This window comes from Pseudoalteromonas sp. NCIMB 1079 (genome assembly GCF_040567695.1).
GTDB lineage: Bacteria > Pseudomonadota > Gammaproteobacteria > Enterobacterales > Alteromonadaceae > Pseudoalteromonas > Pseudoalteromonas distincta.
This window is the reverse complement of record NZ_JBEWZA010000001.1, coordinates 136,906-160,072: the sequence shown is the minus strand read 5'-3', so window position 1 is coordinate 160,072 and position 23,167 is coordinate 136,906. Positions and strand designations below refer to the sequence as shown.

Genomic DNA, 23,167 nt, shown 5'->3' with positions numbered 1-23,167 from the left:
TCTGTAGTGCTTGATTTGCAAAGTGCATACCAATGTAAAAAGCCGTATTTAGAGAACGAATTTTATACAGTTATTATAGTAGAGATAATGCTGAAAAATTTAATTTCAAGAGATGATTTGAAAGAGGTAGGGTCAAAAGTTATTTCGACCCTTATTAATCACCGTAACCAGCCCTGCTGCTTACCTTTAATACTTAAATAAAGTAGAGCAATGGCAATAAGGATTACAAAAATAGGCATAAATACAGCACTTGCGCCAAGCAGCTCAATACTGTTTATGACCACAAAATTATAATATTGCTGAATTAAAATAGCGCCGAGCGATAGCGCAAAAGTAGGTGTTGCCAGCGCGTTTTTAGCAAGTAAAAACAGACAACCCAAAGTGCTTCCAAATACAGCTACAGCAAATGCAATGGTTGACCAAAGAGGGATGTCAGAGTAGGCAGCTTGTTGATCTAACGGAAGTTTACCTATCATTTCGGGTGTCATCATCATGTGCATAGCAAATGCAATAACGCCAAGTAAGTTCCATACGAGTGCCGCCCATACAACGGGTTTAAACCAATTTTTAGGTGTGTTTACAGACATTTTATAACCTTGTTTTTATTATTATTAACGAGGTTATTAAAGAGTAAAAAGGCCAACTATACAAGTTGGCCTTTTTATATAAAAAGAGTGCTTTTAAATGCTTAACCAAATGAAATAGGACGACGACCTGTTTTATCATCTACTTTTGGTTTTTTAGTTCGCTTACGCTTACTTTTAGCTGGTTGATTTGTTGGTTGTGGTGCAGCTTGCTTTGACTCTGCTTGAGTTTGTACCGCAGGTTTTTCTGCAGGGATTGCATCTTCACTTAGTGAGAGTTTAAAAAACTCACCATCAAACTCTAGTACATCACCACTGTATAATTTTTTCCGTTTAATTGTACAAATTTCATGGTTAACACCCACATAGCCTTCAGTAATTAGGTTTTTAGCTTGGCCGCCACCTTCAACTAAGTTTAGTACTTTTAATAATTTACAGAGCTCAATCGGCTCTTCTTCTAATTCTATTTCTATGTATTCTTCGTTCATATTTGCTCTCGGTGGGGTAACGCACAAGCTGTAGTATAAAGGCTTGCAGCTATTTTTGCACCAAAGCAAGTAACTTTAGCTAATTGTAATAGGGAAATAACGACGAAAGTTTTTATGTATTTTATCTATCTTTAAAAAAACTGAAGCAATTGAAGAGTAATCTTTGCAGCAGTTAATTTTACGTATGGCCTGCTAATTGCTAAAACTTTGGCGGAATAAATATTTTTCATTAAATGGAGTAGGAAATGGGCGTAAGATTAGCAATGAAAAAAGAGCTAATGGGATTAGATAATTCAGGTATGTTAACTGCTGACGATGTTAGAGAGCACCTTGCTAATTCTGTAAAAAAGCAAGCTGATCAAGATGAGCGCGGTTTTTCTGTAATTTCAAAATTCAATGATACCCATAGCCGTTTAGTTAGTGGTGATGCCACGAGAAAAACAAAACTTGAATTTGAACGTCATCGTTTGTTTAAAGAAGTTTTATATACTCGCAAAAGTGTTGATGCTTGGTTAAATAGCCAAATTAGCTGATTTGCTATTTATCAAAAATATAGTTTTAGTGTGCTTAGCCATTTTATTAAGTACGTGTCAGTCATAGGTAGGTACTTAAGAAAAACATTAAGTACAGCCTTAAAAATTTGGCTCTACCCCATACTGAAATACTCCTGTTTTTCGATCGCGTTTGGGGTGTGCCCTAGCTGCATTTTTCCTCAGAAAGTCAAATGCTCCATTAACTGCATTTAACAATCCTTTCCTATGCTTCCTAATAATCGCTGTTAATATGGCAATCCACCAAACACCCGTTGTTTTTGCTACTGTCATTGTAGACATTTCAGTTTTAAATATCTTTTCAATACAGCCAGTTAAAAATCTTTTAAGCGTGGTTACTATTAAACTTACATAAATTAGCGCCTCTTGTAAGGTTGCGTTTGATGTTTGAAAGCCGCGTAAATTATTATAAGACTTACACTCCTTAAAAAGTAATTCAACCTGCCAGCGTAACCTATATAATTTGCCTATTTCAGTCGCTGTAAATTCATCAATAGATAAATTAGTGACTAAAAATGTATATTGTTTTTCTTTTTTTGACCAATACCCAACGACTCTTGTTAGCTTGTTTTTTATGCTAACATTCATATCAATAAGATCATTTTTAGGTAATTCGGGAAGCAATTCACATAACTTTGGGGAATGACTTCCTGTTAATTCCTGTCCATTTTGCTTAAAAGCATTATGTACTCTGACTGCTTTTAATCCCTTCGCTCTTAATACGTAAAATCCTCCTGCTTTATCTAATTCATGAATATAACTACCTGAATAATATCCTCTATCAGCAAGTAACAACTGTCCTTTCAACTCTTTAAATGTTGGAAGTTCTTCACGTTCAGAGTAACTGTCTGGTGTTATACCTGCTTTTTCAAAGCAACCTTGCGTTAAATTTAAAGTAGCATGCAATTCAATGGCTGCTGGACACGTATTTGAAAATCGCCCAGGAAAAACATCTTTTAAAGAACGATGAAGCATAATAGAACTACCGTCCTGAATTAAAATATTCTCAAACTTGAACAAATCTTTTTTAGTGTACTTAAGCGCATCATTTATCCAACAATTAAAAACTCTATTTGTTACCTCTCGCATTAGTTCAGCTAGTTCAGGTTTAACTAACTGGTTATGAAAAGGCTTATACTTAATAGACTGCCCTGTTAGCTGGTTATAAACTCTTAATATTTCGGATAAATAGATCGTTTTTTTATCCCCAAGCGCAGCAACAAGACTAACAACCATACGAAATGCGGTAATATTTCTTTCTCTTTTAGTAAATGCTACTTGTTTACCAAGTCGGTTCAGTTTTTTTTCACTTAGGATACTTTTTAACTTATTAATAAAAATGTTAGCATTCATTTGAAGCTCTTTTCTTGATTCTGTGGTTTGTGTGGTAACAACCATTTGATCATGAATTGAGCTTCAACTCAATTTCTTAAGATCTTACCTATGACGTGTCAGTAACCAACTGCGTATATTTATACATAAACGTTGGGTGCAACTTAAAAGTAGCAGCTAGAATCAGCTTGGGGATATAAACGGTTTCTAACCATGGTTTTCTATATGCTCGCTTAATTTGGCAATGCGCAAGCTCATACCCTCAATAATTCGGTCTTTAATTTTTTCGCGGATTACATTAGGTAAGCGGGTGAGTGCTTCAGGGGTAATGGCAAGTACTATGGTGTCGGTTTTAGCGCGTGCGCTAGTGCTACGCTCTCGGTTATTTATAAAAGCGCCTTCACCTATAAATTCACCAGGTACTATCGTTCCAAGCTCAAGTAAATGATTATGTTTAAATACTAATAACGCGCCGCTAAGAACAATGTACAAACGCTTGTCGTTATCGTATTGCTTAAATAAAAACTGATGCTGGCTTACTAAATATAACAGGCCGAACGATTCCAATAAGACTTGGCGCTCGCTGAGCGTAAATTCTTTAAAAAAGTGCAGCCTGTTTATAATTTCCATTTGTTTGAATAATGGAATATGTTCGATTAGCTTCATCAATAACCAAATGTGTTAAAAACGTTTAATTAGCTAATATTGCGCTCTTTTAATTTTCGGGTCAACGTGTTGCGGCCCCAACCAATTTTTATAGCGGCATCTTGCTTATGGCCAGAGCAATTAGCCAGCGCCGTTTTTATTAAGCGAGTTTCTAGTTGAGCTTGAATGTCAGGCCAAATATTTTCTTTGCCTTTTTTTAGCTCTTGATTAAGCCATTGTTGGAATGAATCGAGCCAATCACCTTCTTCTTGGGTTGGTGAAGCATCCAGAATCTCCGGCGGTAAATCTTGCTCGCTTACAAGCTCACCCGGTGCCATAACTGTCAGCCAACGACACGTATTTTCTAATTGGCGTACATTACCTGGCCAATTAAATAAACGTAATTGCTCAGTCGCTTTAGGGCTCAGTACTTTACTTTCTACTTGTAGCTCTTTAGCGCTTTTATGTAAAAAGTGTTGCGATAAGCTTTCTATATCTTCAGTACGCTCTCGAAGAGCGGGTAAACGTAGGCGCACAACATTAAGACGATGAAATAAATCATCCCTAAACTTGCCTTGTTTAACTAAATCTTCAAGGTTTTGGTGCGTAGCTGCAATAATGCGTACGTCCACTTTTATACTTTGATGGCCACCAACGCGATAAAACTCACCATCGGCAAGAACGCGTAATAAACGTGTTTGCACATCAAGTGGCATATCACCAATTTCATCTAAAAATAGTGTACCGCCATTGGCTTGCTCAAAGCGGCCTTTACGTACGCTATCGGCGCCCGTAAATGCGCCTTTTTCGTGGCCAAATAACTCTGACTCAACAAGCTCTTTTGGAATGGCCGCCATGTTCAGTGCAATAAATTGATTTTCTTTACGTGGGCTATGGTTGTGCAGGGCGCTGGCGACAAGTTCTTTACCTGTGCCAGATTCACCATTTATTAATACGCTCATGCTTGAGGCCGATAGTTTACCTATCGCTCTAAACACTTCTTGCATAGCGGGTGCTTCACCAATAATGTGGGCACTTTTTGGTGGAGCTTGCTTTCGCTTAGTTTTTTTAGTGGAGTTTGCTCTGCATGCGCTCTCGACTAGCGCCACTGCTTCGTTTAAATCAAACGGCTTAGCTAGGTATTCAAAAGCACCTTTTTGAAATGCATTAACTGCAGAGTCCAAATCTGAGTGGGCAGTCATTATAATAACTGGCAGCCCAGGGTTTTGCTCTGCTATAAGCTCAAGCAACGCCATGCCATCCATACCAGGCATTCGTACGTCCGAAACTAAAACAGTAGGTTGACTAAACTTTAATGCGCTTAATACATCTTGCGCATTAGCAAAGCTTTCTGCGTTAAACCCTGCACGGGTTAGTGCTTTTTCAAGTACAAATCGAATAGAAGCATCATCATCTACAAGCCAAACTGTTTTCATGCAAACTCCAAACATTAATCTGCAAAGGGCAGATAGATATTAAATTCAGTATGTCCAGGCCAGCTATCACATTCTATATAGCCATCATGTTGATCTATCAGCGTTTGCGCTATTGAGAGTCCTAACCCTGAGCCATCTTCTTTATTGGTGATCATAGGGTAGAACAGTGTTTCACGTACACTGGGATCAATACCTGGTCCGTTATCAGATATTTGGATCAACAAGGCTTTTTTAGGTGCTTTACCTGGGCGACGATGCTGATGATTAATGCGGGTTTTTATTTTTATTTCACCGCCATCTACAAGTGCCTGTTGAGCATTACGAACAATGTTTAATACTACTTGCTGAATTTTACCTTGATCAATGTATACATCAGGAATGCTTGGGTCGTAATCCTTAACCAAGCTAATGTTAGAACAATTATCTAACGTACTTAGTCGTGCAACTGATTCAAGTGATTGATGTATATTGCCATACGATTTTTGCGGAAGCTGATTTGGCCCTAAAAGCCTATCTACTAATTCACGTAATCGGTCGGCTTGCTCAATGATAAGTTCAGCACATTGGTCTCTTTCTTGTTGATCAACCTCATACTGCAATAACTGCGCCGCTCCGCGAATTCCACCTAAAGGATTTTTAATTTCGTGAGCTAAGCCTCTAATTAGATTTCGGGCTGCTTGGTATTGATGCATTTGATTAGACGCTTGGTCGTGCTTAATTTCGTCATCAGTTTGGCGCCACTCAAATAAAATATAAAGTGAGCCATCAAACTTAATTTGTCGTGTACTTACGGCTACTTTTGCATGGCGAGAATCGCTAAAAACCACGTCAGCTCTGTGCTGCTGGCAATCTACACCTTCAACTAATGAGTATTGTTCTATACGCTGCAAATCGATTGAATGGTAATTAAAAAGACTATCGAAAGGCTGATCTAATAGGCGCTTGTTACCAAGGCCAAGCAGTTCGCTAGTACTGGTATTGGCATAGACAACGGTGAAGTTTTTATCAAGCAACATGATAGCGGTTGTTTGATTTTGCCAAATAGCATCGAGTAGCTCAGGGCTAAAGTTTTTATTATTAATCATAGCTGCACCATTTTAGTGCGTGAATATTTACAAGCAAGTTATATAGTAAAATACACTGCTGCACGTTTAGTAATGCCCCAATTTAGTTACTTAGGTTTAGCCCTTTTCGGTGCATAAAAAATATGCAGGGCTCACTTATAGCAATAACTTGGTTTTTACTATTCAAAAGCTTTAATTGTAGTGTGTGCTCACCACGTTCTACATCTCTTATTGCAAAGGTTGAACTGTCACTGGCTGGGCCATGTGCTTTGCCATCAATAAAAAGTTGTATAGTAAAACCAGTTTCAAAGCGTGGTTTTATTCGGCTAGTAACATAAACAGTGCCGGTATTTTCACGAATAGTCTGGTTATGATCAGGTGAGGAAATGGCAATACTAAAGCCCGCTTGTTGAGGCTGGGGTTGCTCGTCAAAAATGTCAGTATTTGTTGCAGGCATATTAAGATCTTGGCTGGTAAGCTTTACCTCTTTAGCACCTTTATGAGGGGTGTCAGAGAACACTAATACGCCATTTTTATCTTTCCAAGCGTATATCTTTGTTTCACCAGCGTAACCATAATTGCTTAATCCTAAAGCAATTAATAGTAATAAAATCTTGTTGTTCACTCTGCAGCCCTGCATTTTTGTCGGTAACTTAACTTTAGTGGAGATTGATTAATTTTACCATTAAAAAAGCCCGCAAAGCGGGCTTGAGAACACACATATTTTATACAGCTAAATTAACAGCTGTAGTACATTTCAAACTCAACTGGGTGAGTTGTCATGTTAAGCTTTTCAACTTCTTTAGATTTAAGTTCGATGTAAGCATCGATTAAGTCATCAGTGAATACACCACCTTGAGTTAAGAATTCACGGTCTGCGCTAAGTGCAGATAGTGCTTCGTCAAGTGATGCTGCAACAGTTGGGATTTCTGCTGCTTCTTCAGCTGGTAAGTCATATAAATCTTTATCCATAGCATCGCCAGGGTGGATCTTGTTTTTGATACCATCAAGGCCAGCCATAAGCATTGCTGAGAAAGCAAGGTATGGGTTAGCAGTTGGATCTGGGAAGCGTACTTCAATACGACGACCTTTTTCAGATGGAACCACTGGGATACGAATTGATGCAGAACGGTTACGTGCAGAGTATGCAAGCATAACTGGTGCTTCAAAACCTGGTACTAAACGCTTGTACGAGTTAGTAGAGGCATTTGCAAAAGCATTGATTGCTTTAGCATGCTTGATGATACCGCCAATGTAGTAAAGCGCATCTTCAGAAAGGCCGCCGTACTTATCACCAGCAAAAAGGTTTACACCATCTTTAGCAAGTGACTGGTGACAATGCATACCAGAACCGTTATCACCAACAACTGGCTTAGGCATAAACGTTGCTGTTTTACCGTATAAGTGAGCCATGTTATGGATAACATATTTCATTTCTTGGATTTCATCCGCTTTTAATACCATTGTATTAAAGCGAGTAGCAATCTCGTTTTGACCTGCTGTTGCAACTTCGTGGTGATGTGCTTCTACTACTTGACCCATTTCTTCTAGAACTAGACACGTAGCTGAACGCCAATCTTGGAAGTCATCAACAGGAGCAACTGGGAAGTAACCGCCTTTAATACCTGGACGGTGACCTGTGTTGCCATCTGCATATTCTTTATCTGAGTTCCAAGCAGCTTGCTTAGAATCAATTTTGTACATAGAACCAGACATATCTGATTTGTATTTAACGTCGTCAAATACGAAAAACTCTGGCTCAGGGCCAAATAAAACTGTATCTGCAATACCTGTAGAGCGCATGTAATCTTCAGCACGCTTAGCAACAGAACGCGGGTCGCGCTCATAACCTTGAAGTGTTGAAGGCTCTACTACGTCACAACGTACGATTAATGTTGATTCTTCAGTGAAAGGGTCTAGTTTGATTGATTCAGCAACTGGCATTAATACCATGTCTGATTCGTTTATGCCTTTCCAGCCTGCAATTGAAGAACCGTCAAACATTTTACCGTCTTCAAAAAAGTCTTCATCAACTTGGTGATGAGGAATAGATATATGTTGTTCTTTACCCTTAGTGTCAGTAAAGCGTAAATCAATGAACTTGACGTCATTTTCTTTAATAAAATCTAAAACCGATTGTGACATGTGTCCTCCAACTATTGGGTTTTGTTATTGCTGCATAATTGCTTTGGGATTTACTAAGCTGATTTTGTGCCATTTTTATAACTAGCTGTTTATAAATTAAAAAAATATCGTTGCATCAAAATGGAATGTACAAACGCACTATATTGGTGCGTAAATTTTCCTTTTTGGTGCAAAATTTACAGGGCACAATTTGCTGCTAATTTAATCGCTCGGAAATAGCATAACCTAAATGCAAAAGAGTACCAAAAAGATCAGCAAAATAGCCAAAAAGGCTGTTTTTCAAAAAAAATTTGAAATTTAATTCATATAATTGTCATATATAAAACAGATACTTAGTAAAAGTATTGAGAAAGTTTTGAAATTTATATTGGATAAACTTTCATCCATGTCATTAATGAGGGATAATATGCGCCCTTTTAAATCCTATGCTGGGACATCTCGCGAAAGCGTGGATGAGTGCGTAGATCTTGCAGGATCAATGAGAATTTAATTTCTCTGAGTAAATATATGAGCATCGAACAGTTAAGAAATATAGCGATTATCGCGCACGTTGACCATGGTAAAACAACACTGGTTGACAAACTACTTGAGCAATCAGGTACATTAGAAACACGCGGCGGTAACGAAGAGCGCGTGATGGACTCAAACGACATTGAGAAAGAACGTGGTATTACCATTTTGGCTAAAAACACAGCCATTTCTTGGAATGACTACCATATCAATATCGTAGATACCCCGGGACACGCCGATTTCGGTGGTGAAGTTGAACGCGTACTTTCGATGGCTGACTCAGTATTATTACTTGTTGATGCTCAAGAAGGTCCAATGCCGCAAACGCGTTTCGTTACGCAAAAAGCATTCGCGCAAGGCTTAAAGCCAATCGTCGTTATCAATAAAATTGATAAGCCAGGCGCTCGTCCAGATTGGGTTATGGATCAAATCTTTGATTTATTCGACAACCTTGGCGCGACTGACGAACAGTTAGACTTTAAAGTAATCTACGCTTCAGCAATCAACGGTTGGGCAACACTAGATTTAGACGAACCATCAGACAACATGGAACCTATGTTCAAGATGATCGTTGAAGAAGTATCACCACCGGATGCAGATCCTGAAGGTGACTTCCAAATGCAAATTTCTCAACTAGATTACAACTCTTATGTTGGTGTAGTTGGTATTGGTCGTATAAAACGTGGTTCTGTTGCTCCTAACCAACAAGTTACTATTATCAGTGCTGATGGCACTACACGTAATGGTAAAATTGGTGCAGTACAAAGCTACCTAGGTCTTGAGCGTATCGAAACTGATAGAGCTTACGCTGGTAACATCGTAACTGTAACAGGTATTGGTGAGCTTAAGATTTCTGATACAGTTTGTTTCCCAGGAAACGTTGAAGCATTACCACCACTAAGTGTTGATGAGCCAACTGTAACAATGACATTCTCTGTAAATAACTCACCTTTCTGTGGTAAAGAAGGTAAGTTTGTAACGTCACGTAATATCCGTGAGCGTTTAGACAAAGAATTAGTACACAACGTAGCACTTCGCGTTGAAGATACTGCAAGCCCAGATAGCTTCCGTGTTTCTGGTCGTGGTGAATTACACCTAGGTATCTTAATCGAAAACATGCGTCGTGAAGGTTACGAGCTTTCAGTTTCTCGTCCAGAAGTTATCTTACGTACTGTAGATGGCGTTCTAGAAGAACCGTTTGAAACAGTGACTATTGACTGTCAAGAAGAGCATCAAGGTTCTGTTATGGAACAAGTTGGCCTACGTAAAGGTGAACTTACTAACATGACTCCAGATGGCAAAGGCCGTATGCGTTTAGACTTCATGATCCCAAGCCGTGGTTTAATTGGTTTCCAAACTGATTTCATGACGCTTACTTCGGGTTCTGGTCTTATGTACCATACGTTCGATCATTATGGTCCTCATAAAGGTGGCGCTATCGGTGTTCGTAAGAACGGCGTAATGATTGCAAACGCAACTGGTAAAGCACTTACTAACGCATTATTCAACTTACAAGAGCGCGGCCGTTTATTCATCGGTCACGGTGTTGAAGTATACGAAGGTATGGTTATCGGTATTCATAACCGTGATAACGACCTTACAGTTAACGCCCTTAAAGGCAAGCAGTTAACTAACGTACGTGCATCTGGTACTGATGAAGCGCAAACGCTTTCTCCACACCTTAACTACTCACTTGAGCAAGCGCTTGAGTTCATCGATGATGACGAGCTAGTTGAAGTTACTCCACTAAACATTCGTATCCGTAAGAAACACCTTACAGAAAACGAACGTAAACGTGCGGGTCGTGCACCTAAGTCATAATCTATTAATTTAGAATAATGATTTTAAAAGCCGCTGTATTGAAAAATACAGCGGCTTTTTTGTGAACAATAGTTAGCGAGAGAAGAGCTGTAAGCTCTCAGGTTGGAAGAACATCGCGGTTGGTTCGATACTGTTAAGCAGTTTTTAATATTGAACCTAAAAAAGGTATTAAGTTATTATCAAAGCTATATTTAATATGTGCGAGTAAGCTAGTGTGAATACCGAAAATGTAATTAAGGCAAAACTAGAGATAGAACATATTGCTGAACTGCAAAAATATAAAGATGAATTTGAAACGTTAGGAAAAAATGATTGGGGCTTGAAAGATCTCATATTAATTTTTTTACCGTTTGTTTTGTTATCAATTGCTAATAGCTTCTATGATATTGAAACTGAATTATTTCAAATAATATGTTTTATTTTCCTTGCTTCAGCTGTGGTGCAGGGAATGATTAGGGAGCAAACCAAAAAAACAAATCGCAGAATTGATTTGCTTCTTAAAATTATTAAACATGAGCAAAAGGGTGGCTGAAATTAGCTTTATATTAGGGCGCAGCCCGCTCTTTGTCTAAGCAAAAACGTGCTTGAGAATTAAATAATCGATAATGCAAAGTATCTGTGTTTGTTGGTGGTGGGGTCGTTGGGTTTCGCTGCGCTCAACCCAACCTTGTATCTCTTCTTGATGGGGGTGGCTTACTTTTTAGGAAGTAGGGTTATTTTGCCAAATACGTCGGCATCTATAAAACCACGGTTTCTGTCGCCATTTATTGGTTGTACTTCGTGTGAGCCCATAAAGTGCTCGCGCACGTCACTGCCATCGTTATCGCAATACGCTAACATAAAGCCTATTACTTGCTTTTCGCTAAGTGTAATTGGGGTGTTTTTAGCACCTTCTTTATAATCATTAGGGTAGAGTTTTATTGCTACTTCCCACGTAATGTTAAAAGGTGCGGTGGTATTGCGCTTCCAGTTACTTGTTAGGTGGTCGGTATACAAGTGGGCTTGTTTATCAGGGCCGTAATCGGCGGCTTGGTTATCAAGGCCAATGTGGTACGCCAAAGCGGTGTGATTAAATTGGTGGTTTCCGCCCGATGCGTCGCTGTCTATAAACACTTCAAGCGCATCGTCATCCCAATATTTATAGGTTGGATCTGCGTGTTTATCTATTAGAACATCATCCACAATATCGGCTTGTAGGTATAAATAGTTTTGATCCCACAATAAGCGATAACGCCCTTTAAAGTCGGCATCGTTTGATGGCAGTGTGCCATCCATTAGATAAGGCATGTCGTGCCAAGCGGCTTTATCCCATGCGCTTTCTGATACGCCATCAATAGTAATTGGGGTTGATGTATGTTCAACATCAATAGCCATTGCTGGCGTGCTTAATAAAAAGCTTAAGGCGAGTGCTAATTTCTTCATTAATCTCTCAATTTTATTGTCGATTTGTCTTAATGTAATAACAATCTTAAAACAGCTAAGTAAATAGTTACAGTGAAATACTTTCGCCTTCGTTTAAAATATACAGCGGTACTTTTGAATCCATTTTATTGTACATATGCAATAAGCGAAGTAAGGCTGAATGACTGCTGTGGTCGCCCATTTTCCAACTTGAGTTACCGTATCCCCACGGTATCATTACTTTACAATTAAGCTCTTGTGCTGCGTTGAGCGCGTCTTCAGGTGTGGTGTGCACGTAACGGTACCAGTTAGGATCGTCTTTACTGTAGTAAGAAGCGATTGGGATTAAGCATACATCTATATCGCCATATGTCTTTAAAGTGTTTTGAGTAGCCTGTATCGCCTGCAAAAAATAAGGTGCTACCGTTTTGTTCAAGCAGCCAGCCATTCCATAAGTCTTTATTGTTATCTTCGTAAAGAAAGGGCACTAATACGCGAGCGCTAAAATGATGAGCTGGCAGGGCGTTAATAACTAAGTCGTCAATGTTGGTTGTTGAGTACCACGGCATTTCGCTAATATTAAAACCGCCGGTAGGGAAGTTGTCGGCCATCCCGAGTGGTGTTAAATAGCGAGGTTTATTGCCAATGCTTTGTATGTCGGCTTTATTAAAATGATCGTAATGAATATGCGAATACATTACCGCATCAATATTTTCCAGTTCTTGCTCACTAGGCCAAGCGCCTGCTTTACGATAAGTGCCACCGCTGAGTTTAAAGCCAAGTGCGACTGGAGAATCAAACTGATTTTTTACCGGATCAAACAGCACATTTTGACCATTTGGGGTGTTAATTACAAAACTAGCGTGACCAAGCCAGCGTACTGTATAGCCAGTGCTAAGTTGTGGTTTAGTTTGCTGGCCTTGGTACTGGCAGTTTTCGCTGCCGGTTTTGCATAGTAAGTCTGGGTGGGCTGGGTAGCAGTTTTCAGTACAGGTGGTGGGATATGTTTTTTCACCTATGTATAAATTTTTATAACGGCCGTTCTTATCATTAATAACAACAACTGAGTCAGAGCTGGTAATACGATTACTATTATTAGGTGCACCGCAGGCCGTTAATATACATAAGAGCATTGCTGCGATTAAAAAGCGTTTCATTGTAAATCCTTTTTAGCATTCCCTTTAACATAAAAAAGCCTGCAATTAAGCAGGCTTGTTAAAGTAACAAATGATTAGCCAGCGCTATTCATTTGTTCAATAAATTTATTTGAATCGGCAATCGACTTGTTCATGTCGTTCATCAACAATTGAATATCGCGCTTAAGGTTAGTGAATTCACCTTTAATAGCCGATACCGCTTGTGCATTTAAGTTATGCTTTAAGTATAAAACGTTATCATGAAGCGAGGTTAATACTGGCTCCATTTTACTCTCTGCGCTGCGCATTGAGCGTAATAGCTGATCAAATTGACGCTTAGTCGCGGTTAGCTTTTTGCTGCTTTCACGCTTAAGTGACGCGCTTTTGTATTGCTCTAGCTCATCGCCCCACTCATCAAACAGGGCTTCTGCCACGTCTTCTACTTTATTGATGTTAGTTGACACTTCGTTAGCGGCATTTAAGCTCGACTCGTAATCGTCGTTTAACTGATTATAAGTGTCTTGTAGTTCGCCACCATTAAAATCGATTAGAGTCGTTAAGCGCTCTAGTGCCGATTTAAATTCTTCTTGTGACTCTTGCTGAGAGTCTTTGGTTTCTTCTACGCGGTCAATAAGAATATCGCGTTTGTGAACACCCACTTTTTCCATCGCAGAATAATAAGCTGATTGGCAGCCAGTTAAAGTAAGTGTTACTACAAGCATTGAAACACTGAGTAATGTTTGTTTTTTCATTTGAATTCCTGTTTACGAGCGTTAGTGCTGTAAATTATGGCGCTGATTGTTATTATAATCAAAACTAAATAAGCACAAGTCAATTGTATGAATGATAAGCTCTCACATTACAAACAGCAAGTTAAGTCCTTTATACGCCAGCAGCCTGGTTGGTGGATGCAGTATTTTAATCGGTGTATAGACGATCAAATAACGGTTAATGCAGGTTACCTTGCTTACGTAACCCTTCTTTCGTTAGTGCCATTAATTGCGGTGGGTGTTGCTATATTTTCAGCTTTTCCGGGCTTTGAATCTACTCGCATGGAAATTGAGAGCTTTTTGTTTACCAACTTTGTCCCTACCTCTACCGATGTTATTAGAGAGCACATTAGCTCCTTTGCCGGTAACGCTAATCAAATGACGGCGGTAGGTATTGGCTTTTTAGCTGCAATAGCCTTGCTGTTAATACGTAATGTAGATGCCACACTAAATCGAATTTGGCGAATTAAGAAAAAACGCCCGATGATGATCTCATTTGCTGTGTATTGGATGGTTTTGAGCTTAGGGCCTGTATTACTCGGAGCGAGTATTGGGGTTACCTCTTATATTGTATCTTTGGTATCGTTTGCTGATCAGGGTATTCCTGGGTTTAGCGGGTTTTTGTTAAAGTTATTGCCGTATGGGATTTCGATGGTGGGCTTTATTATGCTCTACACCTTAGTGCCTAATACGCGTGTATCTTTCAGAGCAGCAATACCTGGCGCTTTTTTTGCGGCACTTTTGTTTGAGCTGACTAAAAAAGGGTTTGCACTTTATATTAGTCATTTTCCGTCGTACGAAGTTATTTACGGGGCAGTAGCAACCATTCCTATTTTGTTTGTATGGGTGTATTTATCGTGGGTAGTTGTTTTGCTTGGCGCTGAATTTACTGCGTGTATTAGCCCAAATGATATTCCAGAAACACCAGAACTTGAACTAGAAGATGATGAACCAGCAGTAAAGGACACAGTTTAAATGCAAGGTTTAATACAACGCGTAAAGCATGCCAAAGTAGAAATTAACAACCACGTGGTAGGCGAAATTAGCCAAGGTATATTGTTGTTACTGGGCGTTGAAAAACACGACGATACGCAAACGGCCGATAAGCTTTTACACAAGGTAAGTAATTATCGTATTTTTACTGACGAAAACGACAAAATGAACTTAAGCCTTAAAGATATTAAAGGTGAGTTACTGGTGGTTTCGCAATTTACGCTAGCGGCTGATACTAAAAAGGGTATGCGCCCTAGCTTTTCATCTGCGGCAACGCCAAGCCAAGCTAATGAGCTTTACGAGTACTTTGTAGCTCAAGCTAAAGAGTTGGGGCTTACAATAGCCACCGGTGAGTTTGGTGCCGATATGCAAGTAAGCTTGTGTAACGATGGGCCCGTGACGTTTAACTTATCTGTTTAAACTTTTTTAGTAACCACGACAATATGATTTACATAGCCCGTAATTTTTTGCGGGCTAATGTTACAACCAAATACATCGAGTAATAGCTGTTGAAGTTGTTTTAATTGCGACTCATGCTGCGATAAAAAGTTAATAAATAGCACACCGTTGTTATTTAAAGCCGAGTAAATTTTTTTATAAAATGCCTCTTCAAATAAAAATCGAGGTGCATCTATCTGGCTAAACAAATCTAAAATAATCCAATCAATATTTTGCGCACTTTTTAAAATCTGTTGCGCATCGGCGCAAAGCAGTTGCTCATTTTTATTTGACGAAAAAAATTGGGTATAGCAATCAATAATATCGGCGTTTTTTTCAACCGATGTTATTTGTGCTTTAGGGTATTTGTGTTGTAAATAATTACGAATTGCTCCGCCGCCGAGGCCGAGTTCTAACACTTTTTGTGGCGGCTTAAGAGCCTGCCAATGCTTACCTAGGCATAATAAATGTGGAAAAAGTAATAAATCCGGGTTATTTAAATCAATAACAGATTGAAGAGTGTCGTTAATCAGTAACCAGCGTAACGGCTCGTGCTCACGTACTTGAATGTGATCGCCACTGCATTTATGCCAATAGATTAACTGACCAATGCTGTGGCTATTTTCAATAAATTGATCGCCCAGCAAACCCGTCAGTGAATTTATATAATTGATTTTTTCCATCATATTCTCAGCATAAACTAGCAACGTTAAAGCGCAATGGCCTTTGCCATTATTTTTTACGTTATTTTACAGCCATCACCAAAGTCGTATTTGCAGTTTTTTTAAGATGGAGTATGGTATTTGCCATCAATAATACCAACGGACTTAATTATTTAAGCTTTTTAGTTTGGTAGATAATCAATACTATTAGTATAGCGCCGTAGCCTTTTTTGACTTTTATTTACGGCTTATATAATAACAGGAGTATGTATGTTTCAGGTAAGCACCCCACAAAGTAGCGAAGATTGGCAAGCGTATTACCAATTGCGTTGGCAGGTATTACGCGCGCCTTGGGGCGAGCCACGTGGCTCTGAACAAGACGATATGGAACAAGACTCTGAGCACCGCTTTATAAAAAATAAAGAAGGCGAAGTGCTAGGTGTAGCACGTTTGCATTTTAACAGTCATGAGCAAGCACAAGTGCGCTACATGGCAGTTGCAGAGGGGAACCGTAATCAGCATATTGGTAGCCGATTACTTCACGAGCTTGAAAAAATAGCATGGACACAAAATGCCGATGAACTGGTTTTGTTTGCACGCGAACGAGCGCTTGAATTTTATAAACGCCACGGTTACGAATTAAAAGAAAAAGCGCATTTAGCGTATGGCGATGTTCAACACTTTAAAATGGTAAAGCAAAAACCGTCTGAGCCAGGTTGGTTTCGTCACCCTAATTGGACGCAAGTACTACAAAATACGTGGCGTGAGTCTATTCCAATTAGTGACGCGATGGGTATTAAGGTAGAAAGCTATACTGATTGGCAATTTACAACCAGCGCTGACCTAGACGCTAACTTAAACCTACATAACACTATGTTTGCAGGGTCTATTTATAGCTTGGCCACGCTAACAGGTTGGGGGGCTACGTACTTAGCACTTAAAGAAGCTGGGCTTGAAGGTAATATTGTATTAGCCGATGCTAACATTAAGTACTTAAAACCGCTTACTACCGACCCACGTGGTTGTGTTGATATACAAACCTGTAAGGGCAAGTTAAGCGATTTAGAAACCGACGGTAAAGCAAGTTACGTAGTGCCAGTAACTGTTTACGATGGTGATAACGTGGTTGCAGAGTTTGAAGGGCAGTTTGTAGTAAAAAAATAACTGTTTAGCTGTTCAATACACAAAAAAGCCAAGCGATGCTTGGCTTTTTTGTGCGTAAAACTTAGAGAAGTATCACAGCAGATCGGTTAATAATATACCTACACCAATACGTTCTACATCCGCATTGTAATCAATTAAGCTTTCGCCATAACCGTTAAAGTATTGCGCATAACCACGAACGCGGCCCCATAAAGGAAACGACCAGTCGAGTTGAATTGCACCACGATTATCTGAATTTAAATTGTTACGCGTCATAAAGCTAAATTCATGGTCATGAAAACGATACGCGCCGCTAAACTCAAAGTAACCCATGTATTTATATATGTCTGGGTTGTCGTCGCCATTGGCTTCTAAAATATCTTCTTTTTCGTCCTCAGCTATTCGGTACCAAGGTTTAAAGCTAAAAACAAAGCCTCTGTTTTCCCAGATAAAGTCTGCATAAATACGGTTCCACGAACGTGAGTTTGGTTGGCTTCGACCATTTGACTGATGCGAAATACCTAAAGCAATTGCCATTTCGTCGCCCCATAATACGTTTTCTGGGTCGAGATAATTTATCCAAAATATCTCTGGTTCGTAGTTGGTCTCACGAAATGGAGAAGAAATTTCTGAGTTATAAAGCTGCCAATACGATTGCAGTGTAAAGCCAAAAAATATGGCTTGGTCTTTATCCGAAAAATCATCGTAAAGAGGCACTTTTATCGATAGCTGATATTTTGCTTCTAGGTTGTCGAGCGGTTCACCGTCGTTATCGTCTGTTAGTGCATCAAAGCCATCAAATGGGCGATCGTTTGGGTGTGACACGTACGAAAGAGGCAAAATATAGTTACGCTTATGTGGCGTAATTACATTTCTATTTTTTTTACCTACTTCTTCACGAGCTTGGCGTTTATCAAGCGCGGTAAGTTGTTTGTTTTCTTCAAGAGCTGAACACTTTTTACGAAGATCGTCTAATGTTTGTTTACCATCTCCGCCAATTACCTCATTTAAAATACACTGCTTTACAAGTTCGATGTCGTTGTCTTGCTCATTTGTAGCAACTTCTTCTTGTGCGAAGGTAGCGGTACTAATTAAAGCAGAAAGAGTTATCCAGTGGCGCCAGCTCATTGTAATTCCTTGTGATTTTGGGTTGTTGTATGCGTTAATTTAATTATAACGTCTTTTTACATATGTAACGGTGAACTTTTACTGAATTTGCATTTATAACAAGGTCTATACGTATACAAAGTAAGTATAGATCAAAAGAAAAGCGGCCTAAGCCGCTTTTCTAATGCAAATTAACTATTTTAGTTAATTTATACCAATTTTATTAAAAACATGATCATTCTAGCGTATTAAATAACTCACTAACTACGTTAAAAATTATTTATATAGAACAACTATGTACCATAATTTTAGCCTTGTTATTAAGCTATTTCCTTATCGCTATAATAGATCACTAATTTAATGCAATTGGTATTACTCTCACGCAATGAGAAGGGTGAGCTAAAGCTCAAATATGTTAGTAAAAAACTTATAAAGCTCAGTACCTTGGTTAACACTCGCTGAGGCAAAGTGCAAAATAGCAATTGCATCGCAATCAAGAGTGAGTGTTTGCAGTGGCTGCTCGCTTAAGTAGCGCTCCATGCGTAAAATATTGGCAATAGGCTCACCAGCTTTAATGTGCCCGCCAAGTGGGGCTAAGTATTCAACCATGCCGCCAATAGGGGCGTAATAGGCAAAGTAGTCATCTAAATTACATGCATAGCGAGTCATATTAGCTGGCGTATGCGGTGCGTTTTGTAATACGCCTTTGTGATTTAAGTAACTTAAAATGCTGTTTGCATCGTTTAATGCTTCTTTTAAGTCTATTTTTTCTTGGCTGCCTAGCTCTACAGTAAATGCTTCTACAGGTATTGATAATTCGCGACCTTGTCCGCTAAGTGCATCACTTAAATGCCACCATGGGCAAAAGTTAGCTTCATCCATAGCGCCGTCAAAATCACTAGGAATAAGCAATACATGTTCAATATTAAAGTAACGTGCGCTGTCGGTTGCATAGCTTGGGCAGTACAGATGCTTGCTTGAAATAGGGCCTGTGTGTAAATCGAGTACTATATCAGCCTGATGAGCGAGCTTTTGTAAGTTAAGCGCAATGCGTTTACCCGTATTGAGTAAATAAGCAGGGCCGTTAAGTTTGCTGTCTACTTCGTCAATAAGTGCCTGTTTGAAGTTACTTTTTAATGTAGCGTCGTCATACTGAGTATGATTTTGTGCAAACTGTGCCACTAAATTTTTATTGTAGTGATACATGCGATTCCAATTAGTGCCCGTAATCGGATCGAACCTGCCAAGGGTAAACTCGCCAGATTTTTGATTACAACCAATCGGATTGGCATAAGGTACAAGGGTAATATCGCCACTAAGGTTAAGGTGTTTTAATTGCTCAAGCAGCTGAAAAATAACTGCGTTACCTTGCACTTCAGCGCCATGCATATTGGCCTGAATGTAAACACTTGGCCCTGTGCCATTGCCTTTTAAACGATACACAGGAATTGTAAGCGGTAAGCCGTTTGCAACTTCCCCTACTACAATGTTCTCTTGGCTAATGTGTGTTGTATTACTCATACTTGTTACCTTAAATAATGGCTGGCATTTTCGGCTTGGCGAACACAGGTAAGTGTACCGTTTTGCAAGGTGTACTCAGCAGCTAGCTCATGGCATAAAAAATACGGCATACTTTCGGTAAAGCCGTAAGCACCGCATTGGCTAAACACTAGCCAGTCGTGCTCATTTAAATCGCTTGGTAAGTTATGTTCACCCAAGCAATCAAGCGCTGTACAAAGTGGGCCGTATAAAGTGACCGCTTGAGTTTTAGCACTGGATTCACGCAGTAATGCAGCAGGAAAGTCTTGGCTGGTAACAGCAGGGCGTAATAAGTGATTTATACCGCCGCTTAAAATTACTTGTTCTTGATTGTAGTTTTGTTTGCGCTCTACTACTGGGTTTGCGTAATGACCGCATTCGCCAACGGCATAGCGACCAAGTTCCATCCATAATTCTTCTACACCCGCATCATTTTTAATTTTAGCGAGCGCAGCAATTAAGTCATCCCAATCAAGTGTTGCTTCGTTTTGTGTATAAGGAATACCTAAACCACCACCTAAATCTAAAATCTTAAGGCTAATATTTAAATCGCTGGCAAGTTGGCTAAGAGGTGCAATCATTTGTGACCACAAATCGCTTAGCTTTTGCGTGCTAAGCATGTTGCCCCACTGAAAAATATGCAGGCCGTCAAATTTAAGTGCAGGGTAGTCAGCTACATTGAGTGCTTGCCACTCATCACAACCCATACCAAACGGCGTAAGGCTATCGCCGCCCAGAGGGTTTTTTTCACCTTCAGGCCAACGTAATTGCACTCGCAGTAATACTTGTAACTGCGTGTTTTGTAGTTGTGCTTGTTGGTTTAACCAACGTACTTGATTGAGGCTTTCTGCTACGAATATACGCACGCCGCGCTCAATAAAGTGTTTAATTTGTTTAGGGCTTTTTGCAGGCCCTGTGTTGAGCACGCGCTGCGAGCTAATACCTTGTGCGAGTACTTGCTCAAGCTCACCTTTACTTGCTACGTCAAAATTAAAGCCAGCACTGTCTAAGCTTTGAATAATTTTAGACAGTGGGTTTGCTTTTACCGCGTACCACAGTTTTACATCGGTTTGCGCAACTAAACGCGCAAGATGCGTGTTTAGTTGATCTAAATCGTAAACAAAAAAAGGTGTAGCAAGTTGTTGTGTAATTGTATTTACAGCGGTTTTGATAGGCGTGCTCAAAAAGCTCATTATCGTAAAACCTCTTCAAGCAATAACGATGCATCGCTTTTCTCGTCGCGGTATTTAACTATTAACGCACACGACATGCTTAGGCCTTGCTCGCGCGCCCATTCGTTTGACGCAGGGCGAGAGCCCGGTATTACAATCGCGTACTCTGGGATTGGCTCGCCTTTATCTAGTTGGCGCTCGTTTACGCAGTCGTATACCGGAATAGTTGCTGATAAACGCACGCCTGGGGCAAGTACTGCGCCTTTTTTAATGACTACGCCTTCAACAATAATACAGCCAGCACCAATAAATGCATCATCTTCAACCACTACTGGGCTGGCACCAATTGGCTCAAGTACACCACCAAGCTGAACTGCAGCGCTTAAATGTACGTTTTTACCTACTTGTGCACACGAGCCAACTAATGCGTGGCTATCTACCATTGTGCCTTCGTCGATATATGCGCCAATGTTTACATACGCTGGTGGCATAATAATCGTGCCTTTAGCAACATAAGCACCACGGCGAACACTTGAGCCACCTGGTACCATACGAACGCCATCATCAGTACTAAATTCTTGCGGAGCTAGGTTATGTTTATCAACAAAGCCGCCTGCAAACTCAGTATTAGTGCCATTTTTAAAGGCTTCTAAAATGCCTTGCTTTACTTCTACGTTAGCTTGCCATTGGCCGCTTTCGTTTTGTGATGCTGCGCGTACTGCGCCCGATTCTAAATTATTTAATAGTTCTAACCAGCTCATTATAAAAACCTGTATTTAATGCCAAGATAAAATGGTGTTGTTTGCAGTTGTGATGCAATCGGTTTGAGTTAACTCAAGATGTGTTAAAGGTGGACGAAGTTGCGGGCTGCTTAAGCGGCCTTGCAAATGCATCAGTACCTTTACGGGAATAGGGTTTGCGACAGCAAATAGGCTATTAATAGCGCTTGACCACTGGGCAAATAAGTTAGGGTGTTGACCACTTAAACTGCGCTTAACAAACTCGTGAGTTTGTCCAGGCCATGCGTTTGCAGCTACCGACACCAAACCTTTTGCGCCAGCTTGAGCAAAATAAGGCATTAGCGCATCGTCGCCACTAAAAATAGCTAAATTAGGCGCCGCTTGGCGGTAAGCTTCAAACTGAGCAATACTGCCGCTCGCTTCTTTTAACGCCCATAAATTTTTATTGTTTTGTAAGTTTTGAATTGTTGCCGCTGGGATGCTAACAGCGCTTCGACCCGGTACGTTATAAAGCATACATGGGTGAGCGCTTGCATTTAGTAGGCTTTCAAACCAATGAGTTTGACCTATAGCACCAGGCTTTGCATAAAGCGGTGAGCCAAGTAAAAAGCTATGAATTGGTAGTGTATTACAGTAGTTAACCCACTCAATTTGTTGCTTTAAGTTACTACCGCCCACAGCTACCATGAGTGGTACTGTTGGTTTTAGCTGGCATACGTGCTCAACAATGGCTTGGTGCTCTTTTAGCGTTAGTGCTAAACCTTCGCCCGTACTGCCAAGTAGCAAAATACCGTTATGTACCGCTTCTTGATCGCTAACCAACTTAGTTAACGTGTTGTAGTCAACATCGCCGTGTTGATCAAATGGCGTAACGAGTGCGGTCCACAGTGAGTAGTCGTTTAAATTGAAGTTGTTGATCATCTCTCACGAACTTATAATTTGTACCAATTTTATTAAAAACGTGATCATTTTAGCGATAACTAATTTAATGTAATTGGTATTATTCGAAGAGTTAAAAAGCTTTATGGAAGGAGCCGCATTAACGTCGTTCGAACTAATAATTCGAAGAGCGAATGGGCTTAAAATAATAGGGCGCACGGCCTTAATATTTAAGACCAGAAGCTCTCCACCAAACTAACAAGCTGCTTTTTATAAGCAACTATTGGTGACAGTCGCTAGGGTTCAACCTAGTCGCCCGAAATAAACACCTCGCAAAAGTGGTTACTTCTCGGCGTTAATTCCCCTCACGTATGCTTACTGGAGTTTGCGCTCCTAACATACGCTACCTGAATAACGCACCTCTTCTAGCCCTTTGCACCTGTTTGTAGAGTAAAACTTACAAACCTGTGCAATTTAAATAGGGTAATTACGGCGATTAAAGCATTTTAGCCGTCTAGGTGTCAAGCGACTAAATACAGATTAATTCATCGAAAAGAGGGGTGGTTACGTATTAGGTGCTTTTCTCGTACACTAGCAATATAAGTAGTGAG

Annotated in this window: 22 protein-coding genes, 1 pseudogene and 1 riboswitch; of the genes and pseudogenes, 6 read left to right on the top strand and 17 right to left on the bottom strand. The window is 39.9% G+C overall.

Annotated elements, in window-relative coordinates:
- Nucleotides 1–158: 158 nt before the first annotated feature.
- Nucleotides 159–587, bottom strand: coding sequence for a hypothetical protein (locus tag ABX891_RS00730; protein WP_354628730.1), 429 nt, complete (start codon nucleotides 585–587; stop codon nucleotides 159–161).
- 101 nt (nucleotides 588–688) lie between these two features.
- Nucleotides 689–1,072, bottom strand: coding sequence for an RNA-binding S4 domain-containing protein (locus tag ABX891_RS00725; RefSeq protein ID WP_002961114.1), 384 nt, complete (start codon nucleotides 1,070–1,072; stop codon nucleotides 689–691).
- A gap of 245 nt (nucleotides 1,073–1,317) precedes the next feature.
- Here ABX891_RS00725 and ABX891_RS00720 point away from each other — a divergent pair, with 245 nt between their 5' ends.
- Nucleotides 1,318–1,605 (top strand): hypothetical protein, encoded by a 288-nt coding sequence (locus ABX891_RS00720; RefSeq protein WP_354628729.1) that lies wholly within the window; start codon nucleotides 1,318–1,320, stop codon nucleotides 1,603–1,605.
- Nucleotides 1,606–1,704: 99 nt separating this feature from the next.
- On the opposite strand, the gene ABX891_RS00715 is transcribed toward ABX891_RS00720, so the two are convergent.
- The 6 genes from ABX891_RS00715 to glnA form a co-directional block, all read right to left on the bottom strand.
- Nucleotides 1,705–2,976 (bottom strand): IS4 family transposase, encoded by a 1,272-nt coding sequence (locus ABX891_RS00715; RefSeq protein ID WP_354628728.1) that lies wholly within the window; start codon nucleotides 2,974–2,976, stop codon nucleotides 1,705–1,707.
- A 186-nt stretch (nucleotides 2,977–3,162) separates the two neighbouring features.
- On the bottom strand, nucleotides 3,163–3,621 hold the full coding sequence (locus ABX891_RS00710) for a cyclic nucleotide-binding domain-containing protein (RefSeq protein ID WP_354628727.1): 459 nt from the start codon (nucleotides 3,619–3,621) through the stop codon (nucleotides 3,163–3,165).
- Nucleotides 3,622–3,650: 29 nt separating this feature from the next.
- Nucleotides 3,651–5,036, bottom strand: a complete 1,386-nt coding sequence (ntrC, locus tag ABX891_RS00705) for a nitrogen regulation protein NR(I) (protein WP_354628726.1) — start codon at nucleotides 5,034–5,036, stop codon at nucleotides 3,651–3,653.
- 14 nt (nucleotides 5,037–5,050) lie between these two features.
- Nucleotides 5,051–6,121, bottom strand: a complete 1,071-nt coding sequence (glnL, locus tag ABX891_RS00700) for a nitrogen regulation protein NR(II) (protein ID WP_354628725.1) — start codon at nucleotides 6,119–6,121, stop codon at nucleotides 5,051–5,053.
- Between the two features lie 82 nt (nucleotides 6,122–6,203).
- A complete protein-coding gene (locus tag ABX891_RS00695) occupies nucleotides 6,204–6,725 on the bottom strand; it encodes a DUF4124 domain-containing protein (RefSeq protein ID WP_354628724.1) in 522 nt (173 codons plus the stop codon).
- A gap of 113 nt (nucleotides 6,726–6,838) precedes the next feature.
- On the bottom strand, nucleotides 6,839–8,245 hold the full coding sequence (gene glnA, locus ABX891_RS00690) for a glutamate--ammonia ligase (RefSeq protein WP_024603879.1): 1,407 nt from the start codon (nucleotides 8,243–8,245) through the stop codon (nucleotides 6,839–6,841).
- Between the two features lie 507 nt (nucleotides 8,246–8,752).
- On the opposite strand from glnA, the gene typA reads away from it, so the two are divergent.
- Together typA and ABX891_RS00680 are read left to right on the top strand one after the other, a co-directional pair.
- On the top strand, nucleotides 8,753–10,576 hold the full coding sequence (gene typA, locus ABX891_RS00685) for a translational GTPase TypA (protein WP_002961123.1): 1,824 nt from the start codon (nucleotides 8,753–8,755) through the stop codon (nucleotides 10,574–10,576).
- Between the two features lie 214 nt (nucleotides 10,577–10,790).
- Complete coding sequence (locus ABX891_RS00680) at nucleotides 10,791–11,108, top strand: hypothetical protein (RefSeq protein WP_165743522.1); 318 nt, start codon at nucleotides 10,791–10,793, stop codon at nucleotides 11,106–11,108.
- A gap of 161 nt (nucleotides 11,109–11,269) precedes the next feature.
- Here the strand turns inward: ABX891_RS00680 and ABX891_RS00675 are convergent, their stop codons facing one another.
- The 3 genes and pseudogenes from ABX891_RS00675 to ABX891_RS00665 all read right to left on the bottom strand — a co-directional run bounded on the left by ABX891_RS00675 (nucleotide 11,270) and on the right by ABX891_RS00665 (nucleotide 13,865).
- Nucleotides 11,270–11,998 carry a CBM9 family sugar-binding protein gene (locus ABX891_RS00675; RefSeq protein ID WP_165743520.1) on the bottom strand — a complete coding sequence of 243 codons (729 nt, stop codon included), beginning with the start codon at nucleotides 11,996–11,998 and terminating at the stop codon, nucleotides 11,270–11,272.
- Nucleotides 11,999–12,065: 67 nt separating this feature from the next.
- Nucleotides 12,066–13,134: pseudogene (locus ABX891_RS00670) on the bottom strand (MBL fold metallo-hydrolase).
- A gap of 74 nt (nucleotides 13,135–13,208) precedes the next feature.
- Nucleotides 13,209–13,865 carry a DUF2959 domain-containing protein gene (locus ABX891_RS00665; RefSeq protein ID WP_149594446.1) on the bottom strand — a complete coding sequence of 219 codons (657 nt, stop codon included), beginning with the start codon at nucleotides 13,863–13,865 and terminating at the stop codon, nucleotides 13,209–13,211.
- An 87-nt stretch (nucleotides 13,866–13,952) separates the two neighbouring features.
- Between ABX891_RS00665 and ABX891_RS00660 the strand changes: the two genes are divergently transcribed.
- Both ABX891_RS00660 and dtd read left to right on the top strand, forming a co-directional pair.
- On the top strand, nucleotides 13,953–14,858 hold the full coding sequence (locus ABX891_RS00660) for a virulence factor BrkB family protein (protein WP_002961130.1): 906 nt from the start codon (nucleotides 13,953–13,955) through the stop codon (nucleotides 14,856–14,858).
- Nucleotides 14,859–15,296 carry a D-aminoacyl-tRNA deacylase gene (dtd, locus tag ABX891_RS00655; protein ID WP_002961132.1) on the top strand — a complete coding sequence of 146 codons (438 nt, stop codon included), beginning with the start codon at nucleotides 14,859–14,861 and terminating at the stop codon, nucleotides 15,294–15,296.
- Here dtd and ABX891_RS00650 read toward each other — a convergent pair.
- Nucleotides 15,293–16,000 (bottom strand): spermidine synthase, encoded by a 708-nt coding sequence (locus ABX891_RS00650; protein WP_309167962.1) that lies wholly within the window; start codon nucleotides 15,998–16,000, stop codon nucleotides 15,293–15,295. The genes dtd and ABX891_RS00650 overlap by 4 nt on opposite strands.
- A gap of 246 nt (nucleotides 16,001–16,246) precedes the next feature.
- On the opposite strand from ABX891_RS00650, the gene ABX891_RS00645 reads away from it, so the two are divergent.
- Nucleotides 16,247–17,140: a bifunctional GNAT family N-acetyltransferase/hotdog fold thioesterase gene (locus ABX891_RS00645; RefSeq protein ID WP_309167964.1), complete on the top strand. Its 894-nt coding sequence runs from the start codon at nucleotides 16,247–16,249 to the stop codon at nucleotides 17,138–17,140.
- Between the two features lie 72 nt (nucleotides 17,141–17,212).
- On the opposite strand, the gene ABX891_RS00640 is transcribed toward ABX891_RS00645, so the two are convergent.
- From ABX891_RS00640 to dapA, 5 genes are all read right to left on the bottom strand, one after another.
- Nucleotides 17,213–18,247, bottom strand: coding sequence for a phospholipase A (locus ABX891_RS00640; RefSeq protein ID WP_165728327.1), 1,035 nt, complete (start codon nucleotides 18,245–18,247; stop codon nucleotides 17,213–17,215).
- A 378-nt stretch (nucleotides 18,248–18,625) separates the two neighbouring features.
- Entirely contained in the window at nucleotides 18,626–19,747 is a 1,122-nt protein-coding gene (locus ABX891_RS00635) for a succinylglutamate desuccinylase/aspartoacylase family protein (protein WP_354628723.1), read from the bottom strand.
- A gap of 5 nt (nucleotides 19,748–19,752) precedes the next feature.
- Nucleotides 19,753–20,958: a PLP-dependent decarboxylase gene (locus tag ABX891_RS00630; protein WP_354628722.1), complete on the bottom strand. Its 1,206-nt coding sequence runs from the start codon at nucleotides 20,956–20,958 to the stop codon at nucleotides 19,753–19,755.
- Entirely contained in the window at nucleotides 20,958–21,698 is a 741-nt protein-coding gene (locus ABX891_RS00625) for a 2,3,4,5-tetrahydropyridine-2,6-dicarboxylate N-succinyltransferase (protein WP_002958799.1), read from the bottom strand. Before ABX891_RS00625 ends, ABX891_RS00630 begins: the two co-directional genes overlap by 1 nt.
- A gap of 15 nt (nucleotides 21,699–21,713) precedes the next feature.
- The gene (dapA, locus tag ABX891_RS00620) at nucleotides 21,714–22,598 is read right to left on the bottom strand and encodes a 4-hydroxy-tetrahydrodipicolinate synthase (RefSeq protein ID WP_354628721.1); all 885 of its coding nucleotides are present in this window, start codon (nucleotides 22,596–22,598) and stop codon (nucleotides 21,714–21,716) included.
- Nucleotides 22,599–22,788: 190 nt separating this feature from the next.
- Nucleotides 22,789–22,989: riboswitch (Lysine riboswitch) on the bottom strand.
- Nucleotides 22,990–23,167: the final 178 nt, after the last annotated feature.